Consider the following 19,963-nt stretch of genomic DNA (forward strand, 5'->3'; position numbering starts at 1 on the left):
ATTGACCTTCTGGCTGCCATCCTAAACAATCGCCAAGGTAATGTCACATTGATATTTGGCCAGCCAACCCCTTTCTTTTGTATTAATCGCACTGCCTATTCGGAAGCTTCCTACATACAGATCAGGGTTCGCCATTTTCCAAGGCAGGCACGGCTTCGGCTGTGATTTGGGACAACAGCTCTCTCGGGAACCAGTAAAAATGCGTGCGTCACTGTTCACCGCTCTTCCTTTCGCTCTCGCCGCCTCTTTCGCTCAAGCACAAACCTTGCCTGAAGCCATGCAGAAGGCCCTCGAGGTACACCCGGAAATCCAGGCCGGCGTGAACGCCCGTACGGCTGCGGACTACCAACTGCGTGCAGCCCAGGGCGGCTACTTGCCGCGGGTCGATGTGACGGCCGGTTATGGCCGCGAGGGCACCGACAGCCCAAGCACCCGCAACCGCTGGGAGACGCTCAACCGTGGCGAATCGGCGATCCGCCTGCGGCAGATGGTCTTTGACGGTTTTGCCACCTCCAGCGAGGTCGGGCGTCAACAAGCCACCGTCAACGCTCGCGCCTACTCCCTGCTGGGGACGTCCGAGCGCACCGCGCTGACCGTCGCCCAAGTCTACCTGGACGTGCTGTCGCGCCGTGAGATGGTGCGCCTGGCCGAAGAAAACCTGCGCAACCATGAGCGCATCCTCGACCAGATCAAGTTGCGCACCAGCCGTGGCGTAGGCCGCATGGCCGACCTCGACCAGGCCGAAGCGCGCCAGGCCCAGGCCCGCAACAACCTGATCACCGAGCAGACCAACTTGGCCGATGCCAACACCAACTACCTGAGCGTCGTCGGGCAAATGCCCGACGAGTTAAGCACGCCTGCGCCATTTGTCGACCTGCTGCCGGCCACCCTCGAAGAGGCGCGTCACCAACTGGTCGAAGAGAGCCCGATCCTGCGTTCGGCCGAGTCGGACATCGCGGCTGCCGAGAAGCAATACGAAGCGGCAAAGTCTACTTTCTATCCGCGTTTCGATGCCGAACTCGGACGAACGGCCGACAACAACCTCGACGGCGCGGTGGGCCACAACAATGAGTGGCAGGCCATGCTGCGCATGAACTTCAACCTGTACGCCGGCGGCAGCAACAAGGCGGACCTGGAATCGAAGTCGTATCTGGCCAACCAGGCCCTGGACATTCGCAACAACGCCTTGCGCCAGCTCAATGAGGAGTTAGGTTTGGCATGGAATGCTCTGGAAAACGCCAATGCCCAGGTGCCGATCGCCCAGCAGTATGTCGATCACAGCAATCGGGTGCGCAGCGCCTACCAACAGCAGTTCGGCCTGGGCGAGCGAACCCTGCTCGACTTGCTCGACAGCGAGAATGAAACCTTCACCGCCCAGCGTCGTCTGGTAGAGGTGAAGAACATACAAATGTTTACTCAGTACCGAATCAAGGCGACCATTGGCCAGTTGCTCAAGAGCCAGGGTGTCGTCGCGCCGATGGCAACGGTTGTGCAGAACGACCTGAAGCCCAAGGTGAACCTGCCGGGTATGAACTGAGGGAAGTCTTGAGTATCCCCGGCTCCTTCCAGCGGTGGCTGCAGGTCGTTGGTGGGAGCGGGTTCAGCTGTTGGAGTGGTCGATCTTGATGGTCGGATCGGCACCGCTGATCAGTGAGTGGATCGTGGTGTTCGACCAGTTGACACCCTCGAGCTTGATGCTGACATCGGCATTTGCCAAGCCGCCGGCAGCGTTCAACTTGCCGTCGCTGCTCACTTGTAGCGTGGTCTCGTCGTCGATGGTGGTGATTCTGAGGAAGTTATCGATGGCAATGTCCTCCTCACTCTGTAGCAGATCGCGCAGGTCGAGTCGGTCGCCTTCCCGAACGTTGAAGTCCCTGATCACATCCTTACCTTGGTCGCCGACCCTCCACATGAAGGTATCGGCTCCCTTGCCTCCGATCATCACGTCGTTACCTTTGCCACCCTCTATGTGATCGTCGCCACCCTGGCCGAAGATAATGTCCTGGCCGGCACCGCCCAGCAGAGTGTCGGCCCCATCATTGCTGCCCGAAACGTTAAACTCGGCGCTGTGCTCGGTGATGAAATTGTGCATGGTATCGGTATTCACAGCATTCACTGTCATGCTCAATTTGTCGGCGACGTAAGCTTGAATCGCATGAACACCAGCGCTGGCGATGCCGTCGAAGCTGATCAGATCGCCGAAAAGAATGTCGTTGCCGCCACCACCATTGACGGTATCGTTACCCGGTCGGATGTACTCGGTATTTCCGAAGATAGCCCCGGCCAGCTTGCTGGGGTCGATATTGGCCTGCGGCTCGCCGTCGGAGTCAAAAGGGTTCAGCTCCGTAAGCTTGATACTGTCATTCATGCCGATGGCCTCGACATTGGACAGGCCTGTCAGCAGTTTGAAGCTGGCAAGTGCATTGATATGGGAGTTAGGGCCTTTCTTTGGGTTTTCATGTACTACAGTTGACAGTTCGTAAGCGCCATTGCCATTTGCGCGCAGTTTTCCAAGAAACTCATACTCCCATGTATTATCGCTGAGATAGTTCAGCTTCAGGCTGCCATCGCTGTCGATGTTTATAGTGGTGGTGCCCCTGTCCAGATGGCCGTTGTATACCATGCCCTGCTGATAGCCTATCGTGCTCAGAAAAATGTCCAGGGTAATGCCTGAGTCACCCAGTGTCGGATTGATGCGCTCTTCTTGATAATGGGTTGGCACGCCATCGGTGATGAAGAATGTCTGGTTGCTGGCGGAGCTGCCAGCGCTCTGGAGATTATTGAACCAGTTGGCAGTTGTCTTGAATGCATCTTCATAGTTTGTGCCCCCGTTTTGGCCCTCTCCCACTTTGAGGGTGTTCAAGCTACCGAGCAATTGCTGTAGGCCTGCATCGTTCAGGGTTACCGAAACGATGCTGTTGACCTCGGAGGAGAAGTCCACCAGGAGAATGTTCACGCTGCCTGAGTGTGGGCCCTGGGCGCTGGCGGCCAATATCTTGAATACTGACTCGAGGGACTTTTTCGCTGCACTTACGCCTTCCTCTTTCATACTGGCAGAGGTGTCGACGATGAACGCAAGGTTGTAGTTCTGCCCAGGCAGGACACGCCAGCCCGCGATGTCTGCCACAACGATATTGTGATCGGCGGTACCGGTGTAGCTGTCATCTCCCTCGTTCAGATTGATGTCGACGTAGGCCTGCGGCTGATCAGTAAAGGATGGCGTCGCGGTAGATGCATGGAGCGTGTTGTGCGCCCGATTGCTTACGGTATATGCATTGCCAGGCGAGTCGTGGAGATCGTTACAGCTCGATGGCGTGCCTGCCTTGGTTGGGAAGCCGATGCTCGGGGCAACCTTTCCCGCGGTTTCTTGTAGCATCACGCTGCTGTGGCCACCGTCATCAGGGGCGTTTGGGGCGACGATTGTGGTTTCGAACTCGATAGTTGCGTCTGTGCCTGCCATGATGGTCTGCAGCAGCGCTTCAGTCGACGATGCGGCCTTACTGAGGTCGCTGCTGTCTGGGGGGGAGCCGGTCCACCGGGTGTTGCGACCCAGTTCGAGGATGCGGCCATCGGCCAGTTCAAGGGCCACCGAGCCACCGATGCCGGTGTCCAGTTGCTCTCCGGCAAGTAAGCGGTCACCCTCGATCAATACACGCTGGATACCCTCTGGGGAAACTGCGATAACCTGGCCAACAATGCTTTTGACGATGGCGACAACAGTGCTCATTTAAATCTCCAGAATTGTATTTGGTGGTCTGCCATAGTGGCGATCATGTTGGTGTTTAACTTGGATTTGGCGTACTTAGGTGTGTAGGGCAGGCTTTAGGTTTTACTTGCGCGACGACTATGTCGGTTGAAAATAGGCTTGGGGTGTTCATTCATAGCCTGTAAAGCCGAGCGCGACTCGGCCCGTTCCTCGCCTGTTTTTGCCTTGCCTGATCGCCGCTAGACTACTATTTGCACAAGTCCCAGGTTTGTGTGCCTGAGTCTTTGGCATCTTTCGGATAATGCTAAGCAATAATTCAAGCGCCTCATATTGGTAGTGGGCTGCCTGAAGAATATTCCTACTTGTCGTACATGATTGAGGAAGAATTCCCACGACTACAAGTGAGCTTTCACTTTAAAAAGTTAGAAAAAATTAGTTTTTATGTCTGTGCCAGTATTTTTCCGAGAATCAGTTGAATGCGTGTGTCCTTGTTCGCCGTCCTGCCTTTCACTTTCATCACTACTGTTGTTCAAACCCAGACGTTGCCCGAAGCCATACAGAAAGCCCTCGAGGTGCATCCGGAAATCCAGGCCGGGTTGAACGCCAGCGCGGCGGCGGACTATCAGTTGCACGCCGCTCAAGGAGGCTATTTGCCGCGGGTCGATGTGACAGCTGGTTATGGCCGCGAGGGCACCGACAGCCCAGGCACCCGCAACCGCAGGGAGACGCTCAGCCGTGGCGAATCGGCGATCCGCCTGCGGCAGATGGTATTCGACGGCTTCGTCACCTCCAGCGAGGTCGGTCGTCAACAGGCCACTGTCAACGCTCGCGCCTATTCCTTGCTGGGGACCTCCGAGCGCACCGTGCTGAGCGTCGCCCAGGTCTACCTGGACGTCCTGTCGCGCCGTGAGATGGTGCGTCTGGCCGAAGACAACCTGCGCAACCACGAACGCATCCTTGATCCGATCAAACTGCGTACCAGCCGTGGTGTGGGCCGCCTGGCCGACCTCGACCAGGCCGAAGCGCGTTTTGCCCAAGCCCGCAACAACCTGATCACCGAGCAGACCAACCTGGCCGATGCCAACACCAACTACCTGAGCGTCGTCGGACAGATGCCCGGCGAATTGAGCACGCCTGCGCCATTTCTCGACCTGCTGCCGGCCACCCTGAGGAGGCAGTCATCAGTTGATTGAGGACAGTCCGATCCTGCGTTCGGCCGAGTCGGACATCGCGGGCGCCGAGAAGCAGTACGAAGCGGCAAAGTCCACGTTCTACCCGCGTTTCGATGCCGAAACTGGACGAGCGGCGGACAACAACCTCGACGGTGCAATCGGCCACAGCAACGAATGGCAGGCCATGCTGCGCATGAACTTCAACCTGTACGCTGGCGGCAGCAACAAGGCGGGCCTGGAATCGAAGTCGTATCTGGCCAACCAGGCCTCGGACATTCGCAACAACGCCTTGCGCCAGCTCAATGAGGAGTTAGGCTTGGCATGGAATGCTCTGGAAAACGCCAACGCCCAGGTGCCGATCGCCCAGCAGTACGTCGATCACGGCAACCGGGTGCGCAGCGCCTACCAACAGCAGTTCGGCCTGGGCGAGCGAACCCTGCTCGACAGCGAGAATGAAACCTTCACCGCCCAGCGTCGTCTGGTAGAGGTGAAGAACATACAAATGTTTACTCAGTACCGAATCAAGGCGACCATTGGCCAGCTGCTCAAGAGTCAGGGTGTCGTAGCACCGCTGGCACCGTTGTGCAGAACGACCTGAAACCCAAGGTGAACCTGCCAGGCATGAACTGAAAGGCGCCTTGAACCCACCCCCGCAAGGATGAAGAGAGCGCCGCGTGGAATCCGAAGTCAGTCGAGTCCAACTCAGCCACGATCCACGCAGTCAGCATGACGACCCGCTGCTGGACAGTCTGCTGACCCTGTGTGTCCTGCATCAGAAGCCCGCCAGCCGGGCCATGCTGACCACCGGGCTGCCCTTGCCCTCGCAACGCCTGACCGCCGAGCTGCTGCCGCGTGCGGCCGCCCGGGCCGGGCTGCAGGGGCGCCTGTTGCAGCGCAAGCTGGAGCAGATACCCAGCATCGCCATGCCGGCGATGCTGCTGCTAAAGGAAGGCCGCTGCGCGGTGCTGCTGGGTTGGGAAAACGAGGACACCGCGCGGCTGCTGCTCAGCGAGAGCGACGGCGGTGAAGTGCATGTCACCCGTGAGGCGTTGCTGGGCGACTACAGCGGCAAGGTGTTCTTCGCCCAGCCCCAGCACAAGTTCGACGTCAACCACGGCAACCTGATCCCACGCGCGCGCTCCTGGTTCCGCGACACGCTGCTGCGCAGCAAATGGCTGTACATCGATGCCATCGCCGCCAGCCTGGTGATCAACCTGATCGCCCTGGCCGCGCCGCTGTTCGTGATGAACGTGTACGACCGCGTCGTGCCCAACCAGGCCACCTCGACGCTATGGGTGCTGGCGGTGGGTATCGCCGGGGCCTATGTCTTCGACCTGATTCTAAAGGGGCTGCGCAGCCTCTGTCTGGACCTGGCCGGCAAGAAGACCGACCTGATCATCTCGGCGACGCTGTTCGAGCGCATCGTCGGCATGGCCATGAAGTACCGCCCGGCGCGGGTCGGCAGCTTCGCCCAGAACATCCATGAGTTCCAGGGCCTGCGCGACTTCCTCGCCTCGCTGACGCTGACGAGCCTGATCGACCTGCCGTTCACCCTGCTGATCCTGATGGTCATCGCCATCATCGGCGGGCACCTGGTGTGGATCCCGGTCCTTGCCTTCCCCTTGGCCCTGGGTATCGGCTACGCGTTGCAGAAGCCGCTGATGGCGACCATGGAACGCACCATGGCCCTGGCCTCCGAGCGCCAGTCGAGCCTGATCGAGACCCTGGCCGGCTTGGACGGGATCAAGGTCAACAACGCCGAGAGCGAGCGCCAGTACATGTGGGAGCAGACCCTCGGCACCCTCAGCCGCCTCGAGCTGCGGGTCAAGGTGCTTTCAGGCCTGGCCATGAACATCACCCTGCTGATCCAGCAGTTGGCCGGCGTGGCGATGATCTGTGTGGGCGTGTACCTGATCATCGACGGCAACCTCAGCATGGGTGGCTTGGTGGCCTGCTACATGCTCAGCGGTCGCGCCCTTGGCCCGCTGGGCTCGCTGAACGGCCTGCTGGCCCGCTACCAGCAAGCCAAGGTGACCATGGTCGCCACCGACCAGATGATGGAACTGCCCCAGGAGCGCAACTTCGAAGAGCGTCCGCTGAGCCGCCAGGTGCTGCAGGGCGCCATCGAGTTCCGCGGCGTCGAGTTCACCTACCCGAACCAGCAGAACCAGGCGCTCAAGGGCATCAACCTGAACATCCGCCCAGGCGAGAAGGTCGGCATCATCGGCCGCAGCGGCTCGGGCAAGAGCTCGCTGGCCAAGTTGATCGTCGGCCTGTACGAGCCGGACAACGGCTCGCTGCTGGTCGATGGCGTGGACATTCGTCAGATCGATGTCAGTGAACTGCGCCATAACATCGGCTATGTGCCCCAGGATATCCAGCTGTTGGCCGGCACCCTGCGCGACAACCTGGTCAGTGGTGCCCGCTACATCGAGGACGAGCTGATCCTGCAAGCCGCCGAGTTGGCGGGCGTGCACGAGTTCGCCCGCCTGCACCCCGACGGCTACGAGTTGCAGGTCGGCGAGCGCGGGCAGAACCTCTCCGGTGGCCAGCGGCAGAACGTCGCCCTGGGGCGGGCGCTGCTGCTCAACCCGCAGATCCTGCTGCTCGACGAACCCACCAGCGCCATGGACAACACCGGTGAGGAACGCCTCAAGCAGCGCCTGGCCGCAGTCATCGAGAACAAGACCGTGCTGCTGGTCACCCACCGGGCGTCGCTGCTGTCGCTGGTGGACCGGTTGATCGTCATCGATCGTGGACAGATCGTCGCGGATGGCCCGAAAGCCGCCGTCATGGATGCGCTGAAGAAGGGGCAGATCAGTGTTGCATAAGCTGGATATGGGGCGTTTCAAGGACAACCTGCGCCGCTACTTCAAGGGCTCCGAGTCGCTGGCCGGGCAGCCGCTGCCCGAGGTCAACAAGGCGCTGATCGAGGACGCGCCGCGAGTGGTGCGCCTGACCATCTGGGGAGTGATCGCGTTCTTCCTGTTTCTCATCGTCTGGGCCAGCGTCGCGCCCATCGACGAGGTGACGCGCGGGGAGGGCAAGGCCATCCCGTCGTCCAAGGTGCAGAAGATCCAGAACCTCGAAGGCGGCATCGTTGCCGAGATCTTCGCCAAGGAGGGGGAGATCGTCGAAGTCGGCCAGCCGCTGCTGCGTCTGGACGAGACCCGCTTCGCCTCGAATGTCGACGAGACCGAGGCTTCGCGTCTGGCCATGGCCTTGCGCGTGCAGCGCCTCACGGCCGAGGTCGAGGACAAGCCGCTGCAGATCGACGAAGAGCTGCGCAAGGCCGCGCCGAGCCAGGCCGCCAACGAGCAATCGCTGTACCAGAGCCGTCGCCAGCAGTTGCAGGACGAGATCGGCGGCCTGCAGCAGCAGTTGGTGCAGAAGCAGCAGGAGCTGCGCGAGTTCAATTCCAAGCGCGCCCAGTACGCCAACAGCCTGCAGCTGTTGCGCCAGGAAATCTCGATGTCCGAGCCACTGGTGGCTCAGGGTGCTATTTCCCAGGTCGAGGTGCTGCGCCTGCGCCGCGCCGAGGTCGAGAACCGGGGCCAGATGGACTCCACCACCCTGGCCATCCCGCGGGCCGAGGCGGCGATCAAGGAGGTCGAGAGCAAGATCGAGGAGACCCGCGGCAAGTTCCGCAGCGAGGCGCTGACCCAGCTCAACGAGGCCCGTACCGAGCTGAACAAGGCCACTGCCACCAGCAAGGCGCTGGACGACCGCGTGCACCGCACCATGGTCATCTCGCCGGTGCGCGGTATCGTCAAGCAGCTGCTGGTCAACACCATCGGCGGCGTGATCCAGCCGGGCAGCGACATCATCGAGATCGTGCCGCTGGACGACACCCTGGTGGTGGAGGCGAAGATCCTGCCCAAGGACATTGCCTTCCTGCACCCGGGCCAGGAAGCCACGGTGAAGTTCACCGCCTATGACTACACCATCTACGGCGGGATGAAGGCCAAGCTCGAGCAGATCGGTGCCGACACCATCACCGACGAAGACAAGAAGACCACCTATTACCTGATCAAGCTGCGTACCGAGAAGAGTCACCTGGGCACCGACGAGAAGCCGCTGCTGATCATCCCGGGGATGGTGGCCACGGTGGATATCATGACCGGCAAGAAGACCATCATGAGCTACCTGCTCAAGCCGATCATCAAGGCCCGTTCGGAAGCCTTGCGCGAGCGTTGATCGCGCGCGGGGGCGGAAATCCTGTGGGAGCGGGCTTGCCCCGCGATGGCGTTCGCCCAGGCAGCGAGGTTGTTGCTGCCGACGTCATTGCGGGGCGAGCCCTCTCCCACGCCCTCGCTTTGTAGGCTGGAGCAGGGCTTAGCATATTCATATGGATATGCAATAAAGGTATTTAAATTGCGGTTCTTATGACTTTATAGTCACCCCACTGCGTACCCGCTGACCAATCGGCGCGCCGCACGACTCGAACCCACACGGGCAATCCCCGTGCGTTTCCGATCGTTGCGCGCCCTGGAGTCGCGCACTGCGTGGGAGTGAACAATGCCAGCCGCCTCGAACGCCTTGTCGACCATCGACAGCGCCCAACCGCAAACCTTCGACATCCGCTCGTTCCCCGGCGCCGTTGGCGCCGAGATCATCGGCCTCGACCTGAGCCGTCCGGTCAATGCCGAGGATTTCACCCGCATTCACCGCGCCCACCTGGACCACCATGTCCTGGTGTTTCGCGACCAGCGCATCACCCCTGAACAACAGATCGCCTTCAGCCGCCGGTTCGGCGAACTGCAGATCCATGTGCTCAAGCAGTTCCTGCTCACCGGCCATCCCGAGATCCTGATCGTGTCCAACATCGTCGAGGACGGCCGCAACGTCGGCCTGGGCGACGCCGGCAAGTTCTGGCACTCGGACCTGTCGTACAAGGAACTGCCGAGCCTGGGCTCGATGCTGCACGCCCAGGAGCTGCCCAGCGAGGGTGGCGACACCTTGTTCGCCGACATGCACAAGGCCTGGGACGCGGTGCCCGACGCCCTGCGCCGGGTCGTCGAGGGCCGCAGTGCCGCCCATTCCTATACCGCCCGCTATGCCGAGACCAAGTTCGAAGGCAACTGGCGCCCGACGCTGACCGCCGAGCAACTGGCCCAGGTCCAGGAGGTCATCCACCCGGTGGTGCGTACTCATCCGGAGAACGGCCGCAAGGCGCTGTTCGTCAGCGAAGGCTTCACCACCCGCATCGTCGGCCTGCCGGATGACGAAAGCCGCGACGTGCTGCAACAGCTGTACGCCCTGAGCGTGCTGGAGCAGAACCTCTACCGCCATCACTGGCAGCCCCACGACCTGGTGTTCTGGGACAACCGCTCGCTGATCCACCTGGCCGCCGGTTGCCCCGCGCACCTGCGCCGCAAGCTGTACCGCACCACCATCCAGGGCGATGCCCCGTTCTGACGACTGAGGAAATACACCATGCGCAAATCCATCAGCCGCCTGGCGGCAAGTATCGGCCTGGGCGCCAGCTTGGGTCTAGGCAGTCTGGCGGTGCCCACCGTGGCTCACGCCGAAGGGCAGATCCGCATCGCCGAGCAGTTCGGCATCGTCTACCTGCTGCTCAACGTGGTCCGTGACCAGCAACTGATCGAGAAGCACGGCAAGGAGCAGGGTCTCGACATCAAGGTCGACTGGGCCCAGCTCTCCGGTGGCGCGGCGATCAACGACGCGTTGCTGTCCGGCTCGGTGGACATCGCCGGCGCCGGCGTCGGGCCGCTGCTCACCGTGTGGGATCGCACCAAGGGCCGCCAGAACGTCAAGGCCGTTGCCTCACTGGGCAACTTCCCCTACTACCTGGTCAGCAGCAATCCCAATGTGAAGACCATCGCCGATATTTCCGAGAAAGATCGTATCGCCGTCCCAGCGGTGGGGGTTTCGGTGCAGTCGCGCTTCCTGCAGTATGCCGCCGCACGGCAGTGGGGCGACAAGGAATACAACCGCCTGGACAAGTACACCCTGGCCGTGCCGCACCCGGACGCCACTGCGGCCTTGCTGGCCGGCGGCACCGAGCTTAACGGGCACTTCTCCAACCCGCCGTTCCAGGACCAGGTACTGGCCAACAAGAACGTGCACGTGGTGCTCAACAGCTACGACCTGCTCGGGCCCAACTCACCGACCCTGCTGTTCGCCACCGAGAAATTCCGCAAGGACAATCCCAAGACCTACAAGGCCTTCGTTGATGCCCTTGCCGAAGCCGCCGACTTCGCCCAGAAAGACAAGGCCGCCGCGGCCGATACCTACATCCGCGTGACCAAGGCCAAGATCGACCGCGAGACGCTGATCAAGCTGATCGACAATCCGCAGTACGAATTCACCGTCACTCCGAAGAACACCTACAAGCTGGCCGAGTTCCTCTACCGGGTCGGCGCGATCAAGCACAAACCCGAATCGTGGAAGGACTATTTCTTCCAGGATGAACGCCCGCTGCAAGGGAGCTGACCGCCAATGACCGCCCCATTGCCAGGCCACGCGGCCAGCACCCTGAGCCGTGTCGCCACGCCACCGCTGCTGGCGGTGGACAACCTGAGCCTCGAATACCGCACTGCCCAACGCGTGGTGCGGGCCACCCATCAAGTCAGCTTCGAAGTCGACCGCGCCGACCGTTTCGTCCTGCTCGGCCCGTCCGGCTGCGGCAAGTCCACCTTGCTCAAGGCCGTGGCTGGCTTCATCGAACCCCGGGAAGGGCGGATCCTGCTGCAGGGCCAGCCGGTGCGCGGCCCTGGGCCCGACCGCATCGTGGTGTTCCAGGAATTCGACCAGCTGCCGCCCTGGAAGACGGTGAAGCAGAACGTGATGTTCCCGCTGCTGGTGTCCGGCCAGCTCAAGCGCGCCGAGGCCGAAGAGCGGGCGCTGCATTACCTGGAGAAGGTCGGCCTGGCCGCCTTCGCCGACGCATACCCCCATACCTTGTCCGGCGGCATGAAAGCCCGCGTGGCGATCGCCCGGGCACTGGCCACGCAACCGAAGATCCTGTTGATGGACGAGCCGTTCGCCGCGCTCGATGCGCTCACCCGGCGCAAGATGCAGGAGGAGCTGCTGCTGCTGTGGGAAGAGGTGCGTTTCACCCTGTTGTTCGTCACCCATTCCATCGAAGAGGCGCTGGTGGTGGGCAACCGCATCCTGCTGTTGTCGCCGCATCCCGGGCGCGTGCGGGCCGAGGTGCACAGCCATCAGTACGACCTCGGCAGCCTCGGCGCCAGCGACTTCCAGGCTAGTGCCCGGCGCATCCACCGGTTGCTGTTCGACCAGGCCGACGCCCCGGAAAGCACGGGTGATCTGGGCTTCAACGATATCCGTATTGCCTACTGAACAGGAGCCAGGACATGACCACGACACCTGTACGCCAGGAATACGAAGTGCAGCTGCAACCCCTGCCGGGTGTGCCGCTGGAGCGCGAGTTGCCGCTGGTGCAACGCTTGTGGCAACAGGGCTGGCTGCGCAAGGCCGTGATCCTGATGCTGCTCGCGGTGGCCTGGGAGGCGGTGGCTCGCTATACCGGCAACGACCTGCTGCTGCCGGGCTTCCTGCAAACCTCCAGCGCATTGTGGGACGGGCTGCTCAGCGGCGAGCTGCCGGCCAAGGTCGGCGTTTCGCTGGTGGTGCTGCTCAAGGGCTATGTGCTGGGCATCGTCCTGGCATTCGGCCTGACCAGCCTGGCTGTCTCGACGCAGCTGGGGCGCGACCTGCTGGGCACGCTGACCTCGATGTTCAACCCGCTGCCGGCCATAGCCCTGCTGCCGCTGGCCTTGCTCTGGTTCGGCCTGGGCGACAACAGCTTGATCTTCGTGCTGGTGCATTCGGTGCTGTGGGCGTTGGCGCTGAACACCTACGCAGGCTTTCTCGGCGTATCCGAGACCCTGCGCATGGCCGGGCGCAACTACGGGCTGCGTGGCCTGCGCCTGGTGCTGCACATCCTGGTGCCGGCGGCGCTGCCGTCGATCCTGTCGGGGCTGAAGATCGGCTGGGCCTTCGCCTGGCGCACATTGATCGCCGCCGAGCTGGTGTTCGGCGCCAGCAGCGGCAAGGGTGGGCTTGGCTGGTACATCTTCCAGAACCGCAACGAGCTGTATACCGACAAGGTGTTCGCCGGGCTGGCAGTGGTGATCCTGATCGGCCTGTTGGTGGAGGGGCTGGTGTTCAACACCCTCGAACGGCTGACCGTGCGACGCTGGGGGATGCAGCGCTAGATATCCGGGCCCGATCGCGGCTCCCACGCAGAGATTCAGGGCCACATCGTGGGAGCGGGCTTGCCCCGCGATTGGGCCTCCAGTCATTCCAGGTATTGCGCCGCTGCGCTGGCCAACGTCCGCGCAATCTCCTCGCGCAATGCCTGCGGCGCTTCCACCACCAGCCCATCCCCCTGGCTCAGCAACCACCAGCGCAAGGGCCAGCCATCCGCCACGGTTGCCCGCAATCGGTGCCCCTGATCCAGCGCGGTCAACTGCATGTCGGCGGTCAGCGGCGTCTCGCGCAGACGGCGAGCCAGCAAGTCGCTGATCCACGCCTGCAGTTCGATGCCTTCCCCTTGGCCAGGCTGCAACGTATCGCCGCGCAAATACCCCTGCAGGTCGAAGTTCCCACGCAACTCGCCGCCGGCGTTGGCCGACCAGTGCCAGCCGAACGGGATGCTCTTGTCATTGCGCTCCAGCGGAAAGATCAGCGACAGCTCGTTGAGGTCGCGCTCGACCGTGCGCTTGCTGACATTGAAGCCCACGTCACGCAGGCGCCACACCAGTTCGGCACTGGTGATCCCGGGAGAGCGGCTGGGTAGCTGGCGCAGCAATGCCCATTGGCGGCTGAGGGTGGCGCGGGTGGTGGCGAACGGCAAAAGGAAACGTCCTTGTCTAGGCTTGCCGGCATAGGATGGCGGCACGGGCAGGGCATGGCAATTGGCCACAGCCTGCTCAGATCAAGGAAGATGCATTTGGTTGCCTGGGATCAATTCGTTCGCGACAGGTTTTGTCGTGGCATCGCGCAGAATCACGCCTCACCACAGTGGAGGTTGGAGCTGTGGGTCGTTCAATGAGGATGAACATGTCTGCCGCCAGCAATATCCATTCGCTGCTTGCCCGGCTTCTACCCGAGCGGATCGTTCCGGCGCCGGCCCGCCCCGGGCAGCGCCACCGGCTGTTCGCCGGGGTGGGCATGCCCGCCCAGCAGGCCCTGAGCGGCGAGCGCTTTGGCCTGATCGACCGCCTGGACGAGGCAGTGGACCTGCAGGCGGTCTACCACGACCTCTGCCGCCAGGCCCTGCTGGGCAATGTCGCGGCGCTCAATGACCTGGGCTGGATCTGGCTCAATGGCAAATACTGGCGCGGCGACACGGTGCTGGCGGGGCACCTGTTGCGCATGGCGGCGTTGCAGGGCAATGCTGCGGCCTGGTTCAACCTTGGGCAGCAGCACTACTTCGGCAAGGGCGTCGATGTTTCCTACGTCAATGCGGCCGAATACTACCGCCATGCTTTCGAGCGGGGCATGGTGCATGCCGCCGCGGCGCTGGGCGATCTGTACGAGGAGGAGGTGTGCGAGGGCGACCAGGTGTGGCAGGTCGATCCGCTCGAGGCTTACCAATGGTTTCTGCGTGGCGCCGAGCGTGGTGAGAAGCGCTGTCGCTTCGAGGTGGGCTACCGATTGCTGCATGGCGTGTATGTGGAGGCTGACACCAAGGCCGGCCTGTACTGGCTGGAACTGGCGGCGGCGACCGGGGTGATGCAGGCCGCCGAGGAGCTGGCGGTGCATTTCAGCAGCCGCGACGCAGCGCGCTACCTTGGCTGGCGCGACCAGGCGATCCAGCTGGGCAGCACGCTGGCGCTGACCATGAAGCTGGAAGACCAGATCCAGCCTTGAGCGCAGCGTGCCTGCAGGGATCATGAACAACCTTTCATCTTTTCCCTCCGTCACCTGCGGTTGACGAAAGGGGGAGGGCAGGGCGTATATTGATAGTTAGCAAACTATGAATATCCTCGGTTCTCACATGTCCCTCGACGCACTGCATCTGAAGATCAGCAGCGGCATGGTTGTGGCTGCCCGGCACTGGCGCCGCCTGTGTCAGGGCGCCCTGACCGGCTATGGCATTTCCGAAGCCTGCGCCGTCCCCTTGCTGATGATCGTGCGCCTGGGCGATGGCGTGCATCAGGTGGCGGTGGCCCAGGCGGCCGGGTTGGAAAGCCCGTCGCTGGTGCGCCTGCTCGACCAACTGTGCAAGGCTGGCCTGGTATGCCGCAGCGAGGACCCTCTGGACCGTCGTGCCAAGGCGCTGAGCCTGACCGTCGAGGGCCGCGCCCTGGCCGAGTCCATTGAAGGCGAGCTGGTACGCCTGCGTCGTGAGGTGCTTGGAGGCATCGACCAGGCCGACCTGGAGGCCACCTTGCGGGTCATCCATGCCTTCGAACAGGCAGGCATGCAGCCATGAATGGTTTCTTCAGCTCGGTCCCGCCGGCCCGCGACTGGTTCTACGGCGTGCGCACCTTCGCCGCATCGATGATTGCCCTGTATATCGCCCTGCTGATGCAGCTGCCACGCCCTTACTGGGCCATGGCCACGGTCTATATCGTCTCCAGCCCATTCCTCGGCCCGACCACCTCCAAGGCGCTGTATCGCGCCCTGGGCACCCTGCTGGGCGCAGGTGGGGCAATCCTGCTGGTGCCGCCGCTGGTGCAATCCCCGCTGCTGCTGAGCATCGCCATCGCCCTGTGGACCGGCACGTTGCTATTCCTCTCGCTGAACTTGCGCACGGCCAACAACTACGTGCTGATGCTGGCCGGCTACACCCTGCCGATGATCGCCCTGGCGGTGGTCGACAACCCGCTGGCAGTGTTCGACGTGGCCTCGTCCCGGGCCCAGGAAATCTGCCTGGGGATCGTCTGTGCGGCGGTGGTTGGCGCGGTGTTCTGGCCGCGCCGGCTGGCGCCCGTGGTGGTCGGCGCCACCGGCAGCTGGTTCGGCGAGGCGATCCGCTACTGCGACACCTACCTGGCCCGCGAAGCCGGCGCCGACAAGGTCGGCGGCATGCGTGGCGCGATGGTCGCCACCTTCAACTCGCTGGAGCTGATGATCGGCCAGCTCGGCCATGAAGGCGCCGGCCCGCATACCTTGAAGAACGCCCGCGAATTGCGCGGGCGGATGATCCATCTGCTGCCGGTGATCGACGCGCTCGACGATGCCCTGATCGCCCTTGAAGGTCGCGCCCCGGCGCAGTTCGCGCTGCTGCAACCGGTGCTGGGCAGCGCCCGTGAATGGCTCGAAGGCACCGCCGACAGCGCCTCGGTGGCACGCTGGACCGCCCTGCACGAGCAGATCGACCGCCTGCAGCCGGGCGCCGCCGCCCTCGACCAGCGCTCTGAGCTGCTGCTGTCCAACGCCCTCTATCGCCTGACCGAATGGGCCGACCTCTGGCAGGACTGCTGCAGCCTGCAGCACGCCCTGCGCAAGGACGACGCCACGCCCTGGCGCGCGGTCTACCGTCACTGGCGCCTGGGCCGGCTGACACCGTTCTTCGACCGCGGCCTGATGCTCTACTCGGTGTTTTCCACGGTCACCGCCATCGTCGTCGCCTGCGGCCTGTGGATCGGCCTGGGCTGGAACGACGGCGCCAGCGCGGTGATCCTCGCCGCCGTGTCGTGCAGTTTCTTCGCCGCCATGGACGACCCGGCGCCGCAGATCTACCGGTTCTTCTTCTGGACGCTGATGTCGGTGATCTTCTCCAGCCTGTATCTGTTCCTGGTGCTGCCCAACCTGCACGACTTCGCCATGCTGGTGCTGGCCTTCGCCGTGCCGTTCATCTGCGTCGGCACCCTGACCGTGCAGCCGCGTTTCTACCTTGGCACCTTGCTGACCATCGTCAACACCTCGACCTTCATCAGCATCCAGGGCGCCTACGACGCCGACTTCTTCACATTCCTCAATTCCAACCTGGCCGGCCCCGTGGGGCTGCTGTTCGCTTTTATCTGGACCCTGGTGGTACGCCCGTTCGGCGTGGAGCTGGCGGCCAAGCGCATGACCCGCTTCGCCTGGCGCGACATCGTCGAGATGACCGCGCCGGCCACCCTGGCCGAGCACCGCCAGGTCGGGGTGCAGATGCTCGACCGCCTGATGCAGCACCTGCCACGCCTGTCGCAGACCGGCCAGGACAGCGGGGTGGCCCTGCGCGACCTGCGCGTGGGCCTGAACCTGCTCGACCTGCTGGCCTACATGCCCCGCGCCGGCGCCCAGGCTCGCGAGCGCCTGCAGACGGTGATCGAGGAAGTCGGCGCGCACTACGCCGCCTGCCTGCGCACCGGCGAGCGCCTGCATGCCCCGGCGGCACTGCTGCGCAATATGGAGCGCGCGCGCCAGGCGCTGAACCTCAATGAGCTTTACGAGCGCGGCGATGCCCGCACCCACCTGCTGCACGCCCTGGCCGGTTTGCGCCTGGCGCTGCTGCCAGGTGTCGAGGTGATGCTCGAGCCCGCCGAACAAACGCAACTGCCCCCGGGCCTCGACGGAGCACCCCTGTGATCGGTGAACTGGATATCAGCGGGGTGTTCCTGCCCACGCTGCTGGTGATGATGTTTGGCACCTACCTGTTGTACCTGGGGGTGCACGCGGTGCTGGTGCGCCTGCATTTCTACCGCCTGGTCTGGCACCGGGCGCTGTTCAACGTTGCCCTGTATGCCGTGCTGCTTGGCGCGGTGGACCACTTTTGCCGAAGCCTGATGCTGCCATGAAAAAACCTTTGCTGACCCTGGGCCGCGTGGTCCTGACCTTGCTGGTAGTGACCTTCGCCGCCGTGCTCGTGTGGCAGATGGTGGTGTACTACATGTTCGCCCCCTGGACCCGCGACGGTCATATCCGCGCTGACGTGATCCAGATCGCCCCGGATGTTTCCGGGCTGATCCAGCAGGTCGAGGTGCGCGACAACCAGACCATCAAGCGCGGTGACGTGCTGTTCACCATCGACCAGGACCGTTTCACCCTGGCCCTGCGCCAGGCCAAGGCAACCCTGGCCGAGCGCCAGGAAACCCTGGCCCAGGCCTCCCGCGAGGCCCAGCGCAACCGCAAGCTGGGCAACCTGGTGGCGGCCGAGCAGCTTGAAGAGAGCCAGTCCCGCGAGGCCCGCGCCCGCTCGGCGGTGAGTGAGGCCCAGGTGCAGGTGGATGTGGCCCAGCTCAATCTCGATCGCTCGGTGGTGCGTAGCCCGGTGGACGGCTACCTCAACGACCGCGCCCCGCGCGCCCACGAGTTCGTCAGCGCCGGGCGCCCGGTGCTGTCGGTGGTCGACAGCGCCTCGTACCACGTCGATGGCTACTTCGAGGAGACCAAGCTGGGTGGGATCCATATCGGCGACGCCGTGGATATCCGTGTGATGGGCGACCCCACTCGCCTGCGCGGCCGGGTGCAGAGCCTGTCTGCCGGTATCGAGGACCGCGACCGCAGCAGCGGCGCCAACCTGCTGCCCAACGTCAACCCGGCGTTCAGTTGGGTGCGCCTGGCCCAGCGGATCCCGGTACGCATCACCTTCGACGAAGTGCCGGCAGACTTTCGCATGATCGCCGGACGTACCGCCACGGTGTCGATCATCGAGGACCAACGCCCATGAAACAATTGATCCTGGCGGGGCTGTGCCTGTCCCTCGGCGCTTGCATGATGGTCGGCCCGGACTACGAGCTGCCCAAGGAGGCCGCCGTGCAGCGCGGCGACCTCAACGGTCCGCTGCGCCAGGACGCCGACAGCGTGGTCTCGGCGCCGGTGCCCGAGGACTGGTGGCAGCTGTATCAGGATCAACGGCTCAACCAACTGGTGCGCGAAGCGCTCGGTGCCAACACCGAGCTGCGCGTGGCTGCCGCCAACATCGCCAAGGCCCGCGCCCAGGTGGAGGTGGCCGAGTCGCAGGGTGGCTTCAATGGTGGCGTCAAGCTGGGTGCCCAGCGCCTGCAGGAGTCCGGCGAAGCGTTCCTGCTGCCGGAGAAAGTGCCGGTGGCCAACATCGGCGAGGCGATCATCAGCGCCAGCTACCAGTTCGACCTGTGGGGGACTTTCAAACGCGGCACCGAGGCCGCCAAGGCCAATGCCGATGCCGTGCAGGCCGCCGCCGACACCGCGCGCATCACCCTGGTGGCCGATGTGGTCAAGGCCTACACCCAGGTGTGCTCGGCCAATGAGGAGTACCACATCGCCCGCGAGTCGCTGGACCTGCAGCAGCAGAGCGTGCAACTGACCCAGCGTCTGCGCGACGCCGGCCGTGGCGACGAGAGCCAGGTTACCCGGTCGCAGACCCAGTTCAAGTCCTTGCGCGCCGAGCTGCCGCGCTTCAAGGCCGAGCGCGAGGCGGGCCTCTACACGCTGGCCGCGTTGCTGGCCAAGCCTGTCGAGCAATTGCCTGCCGACACCACCGATTGCGCCGAGCTGCCACAGCTGTCGCAACTGGTTCCGGTCGGCGATGGCGCCGCTCTGCTCAAGCGCCGCCCGGATGTGCGCCAGGCCGAACGCCAGCTGGCGGCAGCCACTGCCACCATCGGTGTGGCCACCGGCGCGCTGTATCCGGATATCAGCATCGGCGCCCAGGTGGGCACCATCGGCATCCTCGAGAACCTCGGCGAGCCGGCCACCAACCGCTGGGGCTTCGGCCCGCAGGTCAGTTGGACCATCCCCACCAACGGCACCCGCGCGCGCATCCGCATGGCCGAGGCCTCGACCCAGGCCGCGCTGGCGCATTTCGACGGGGTGGTGCTGAATGCCATTCGCGAAGCCCAGACCCGTCTGGCGCAGTACAGCGCGCTGCTGGACCGGCGCGACGCCTTGGCCGAGGCGGAGCGTTCCGCCAAGGAGTCGGCGGACCAGACGCATCTGCGTTATCAGGTTGGGCGCGAGTCGTTCCTGGCCGACCTGCAGGCGACGCGGACCTACACCGATGTAAGGGCGCAGCTGGCGGCGGCCAACAGTCAGGTGGCGATGGGACAGATCGGGGTGTTTCTGGCGCTGGGTGGGGGCTGGAAGGGCAGCGCTCAGCGCTGAGGTACGCTGCCCTGCACGGTCAGTAGAGCTGGCATTTCTGTCAGTAGACGTCAATTGAACAGGGCCGCAATCTAGC

The 19,963-nt window shown here is 63.5% G+C and carries 15 protein-coding genes and 1 pseudogene; 14 read left to right on the forward strand and 2 right to left on the reverse strand.

Features of this window, described 5'->3' with window-relative positions:
• Positions 1-199: 199 nt before the first annotated feature.
• Positions 200-1,537 (forward strand): TolC family outer membrane protein, encoded by a 1,338-nt coding sequence (locus tag DFS21_RS13190; protein WP_102684990.1) that lies wholly within the window; start codon positions 200-202, stop codon positions 1,535-1,537.
• A gap of 63 nt (positions 1,538-1,600) precedes the next feature.
• Here the strand turns inward: DFS21_RS13190 and DFS21_RS13195 are convergent, their stop codons facing one another.
• The gene (locus DFS21_RS13195; RefSeq protein ID WP_111532467.1) at positions 1,601-3,727 is read right to left on the reverse strand and encodes a retention module-containing protein; all 2,127 of its coding nucleotides are present in this window, start codon (positions 3,725-3,727) and stop codon (positions 1,601-1,603) included.
• Positions 3,728-4,182: 455 nt separating this feature from the next.
• Here DFS21_RS13195 and DFS21_RS13200 point away from each other — a divergent pair.
• The 7 genes and pseudogenes from DFS21_RS13200 to DFS21_RS13230 all read left to right on the forward strand — a co-directional run bounded on the left by DFS21_RS13200 (position 4,183) and on the right by DFS21_RS13230 (position 13,082).
• Positions 4,183-5,508, forward strand: a pseudogene (locus DFS21_RS13200) (TolC family outer membrane protein).
• A 44-nt stretch (positions 5,509-5,552) separates the two neighbouring features.
• Positions 5,553-7,709, forward strand: a complete 2,157-nt coding sequence (locus DFS21_RS13205; protein WP_046857557.1) for a type I secretion system permease/ATPase — start codon at positions 5,553-5,555, stop codon at positions 7,707-7,709.
• Between the two features lie 7 nt (positions 7,710-7,716).
• Positions 7,717-9,075 carry an HlyD family type I secretion periplasmic adaptor subunit gene (locus DFS21_RS13210; RefSeq protein WP_173862469.1) on the forward strand — a complete coding sequence of 453 codons (1,359 nt, stop codon included), beginning with the start codon at positions 7,717-7,719 and terminating at the stop codon, positions 9,073-9,075.
• 321 nt (positions 9,076-9,396) lie between these two features.
• The gene (locus DFS21_RS13215) at positions 9,397-10,296 is read left to right on the forward strand and encodes a TauD/TfdA family dioxygenase (RefSeq protein ID WP_111532468.1); all 900 of its coding nucleotides are present in this window, start codon (positions 9,397-9,399) and stop codon (positions 10,294-10,296) included.
• Between the two features lie 18 nt (positions 10,297-10,314).
• Entirely contained in the window at positions 10,315-11,334 is a 1,020-nt protein-coding gene (locus DFS21_RS13220; RefSeq protein ID WP_111532469.1) for an ABC transporter substrate-binding protein, read from the forward strand.
• 6 nt (positions 11,335-11,340) lie between these two features.
• Complete coding sequence (locus DFS21_RS13225) at positions 11,341-12,204, forward strand: ABC transporter ATP-binding protein (protein WP_110700114.1); 864 nt, start codon at positions 11,341-11,343, stop codon at positions 12,202-12,204.
• 14 nt (positions 12,205-12,218) lie between these two features.
• Positions 12,219-13,082 (forward strand): ABC transporter permease, encoded by an 864-nt coding sequence (locus tag DFS21_RS13230; protein ID WP_110700116.1) that lies wholly within the window; start codon positions 12,219-12,221, stop codon positions 13,080-13,082.
• An 83-nt stretch (positions 13,083-13,165) separates the two neighbouring features.
• Here the strand turns inward: DFS21_RS13230 and DFS21_RS13235 are convergent, their stop codons facing one another.
• Positions 13,166-13,723: a WYL domain-containing protein gene (locus DFS21_RS13235; RefSeq protein ID WP_102684983.1), complete on the reverse strand. Its 558-nt coding sequence runs from the start codon at positions 13,721-13,723 to the stop codon at positions 13,166-13,168.
• Positions 13,724-13,929: 206 nt separating this feature from the next.
• On the opposite strand from DFS21_RS13235, the gene DFS21_RS13240 reads away from it, so the two are divergent.
• The 6 genes from DFS21_RS13240 (at position 13,930) to DFS21_RS13265 (ending at position 19,887) form a co-directional block, all read left to right on the forward strand.
• Entirely contained in the window at positions 13,930-14,742 is an 813-nt protein-coding gene (locus tag DFS21_RS13240) for a tetratricopeptide repeat protein (RefSeq protein ID WP_110700118.1), read from the forward strand.
• 127 nt (positions 14,743-14,869) lie between these two features.
• Entirely contained in the window at positions 14,870-15,307 is a 438-nt protein-coding gene (locus DFS21_RS13245; RefSeq protein ID WP_110700120.1) for a MarR family winged helix-turn-helix transcriptional regulator, read from the forward strand.
• Positions 15,304-17,391: an FUSC family protein gene (locus tag DFS21_RS13250; RefSeq protein ID WP_111532470.1), complete on the forward strand. Its 2,088-nt coding sequence runs from the start codon at positions 15,304-15,306 to the stop codon at positions 17,389-17,391. The genes DFS21_RS13245 and DFS21_RS13250 overlap by 4 nt, the downstream gene beginning before the upstream one ends.
• Positions 17,388-17,600 (forward strand): DUF1656 domain-containing protein, encoded by a 213-nt coding sequence (locus DFS21_RS13255; RefSeq protein WP_011531590.1) that lies wholly within the window; start codon positions 17,388-17,390, stop codon positions 17,598-17,600. The genes DFS21_RS13250 and DFS21_RS13255 overlap by 4 nt, the downstream gene beginning before the upstream one ends.
• Positions 17,597-18,472 (forward strand): HlyD family secretion protein, encoded by an 876-nt coding sequence (locus tag DFS21_RS13260; protein WP_102684980.1) that lies wholly within the window; start codon positions 17,597-17,599, stop codon positions 18,470-18,472. Before DFS21_RS13255 ends, DFS21_RS13260 begins: the two co-directional genes overlap by 4 nt.
• A complete protein-coding gene (locus DFS21_RS13265) occupies positions 18,469-19,887 on the forward strand; it encodes an efflux transporter outer membrane subunit (RefSeq protein WP_110700124.1) in 1,419 nt (472 codons plus the stop codon). The genes DFS21_RS13260 and DFS21_RS13265 overlap by 4 nt, the downstream gene beginning before the upstream one ends.
• The last annotated feature ends 76 nt before the right edge of the window (positions 19,888-19,963 follow it).

The sequence above is a fragment of the Pseudomonas sp. 2848 genome (genome assembly GCF_003253945.1).
Classification (GTDB): domain Bacteria; phylum Pseudomonadota; class Gammaproteobacteria; order Pseudomonadales; family Pseudomonadaceae; genus Aquipseudomonas.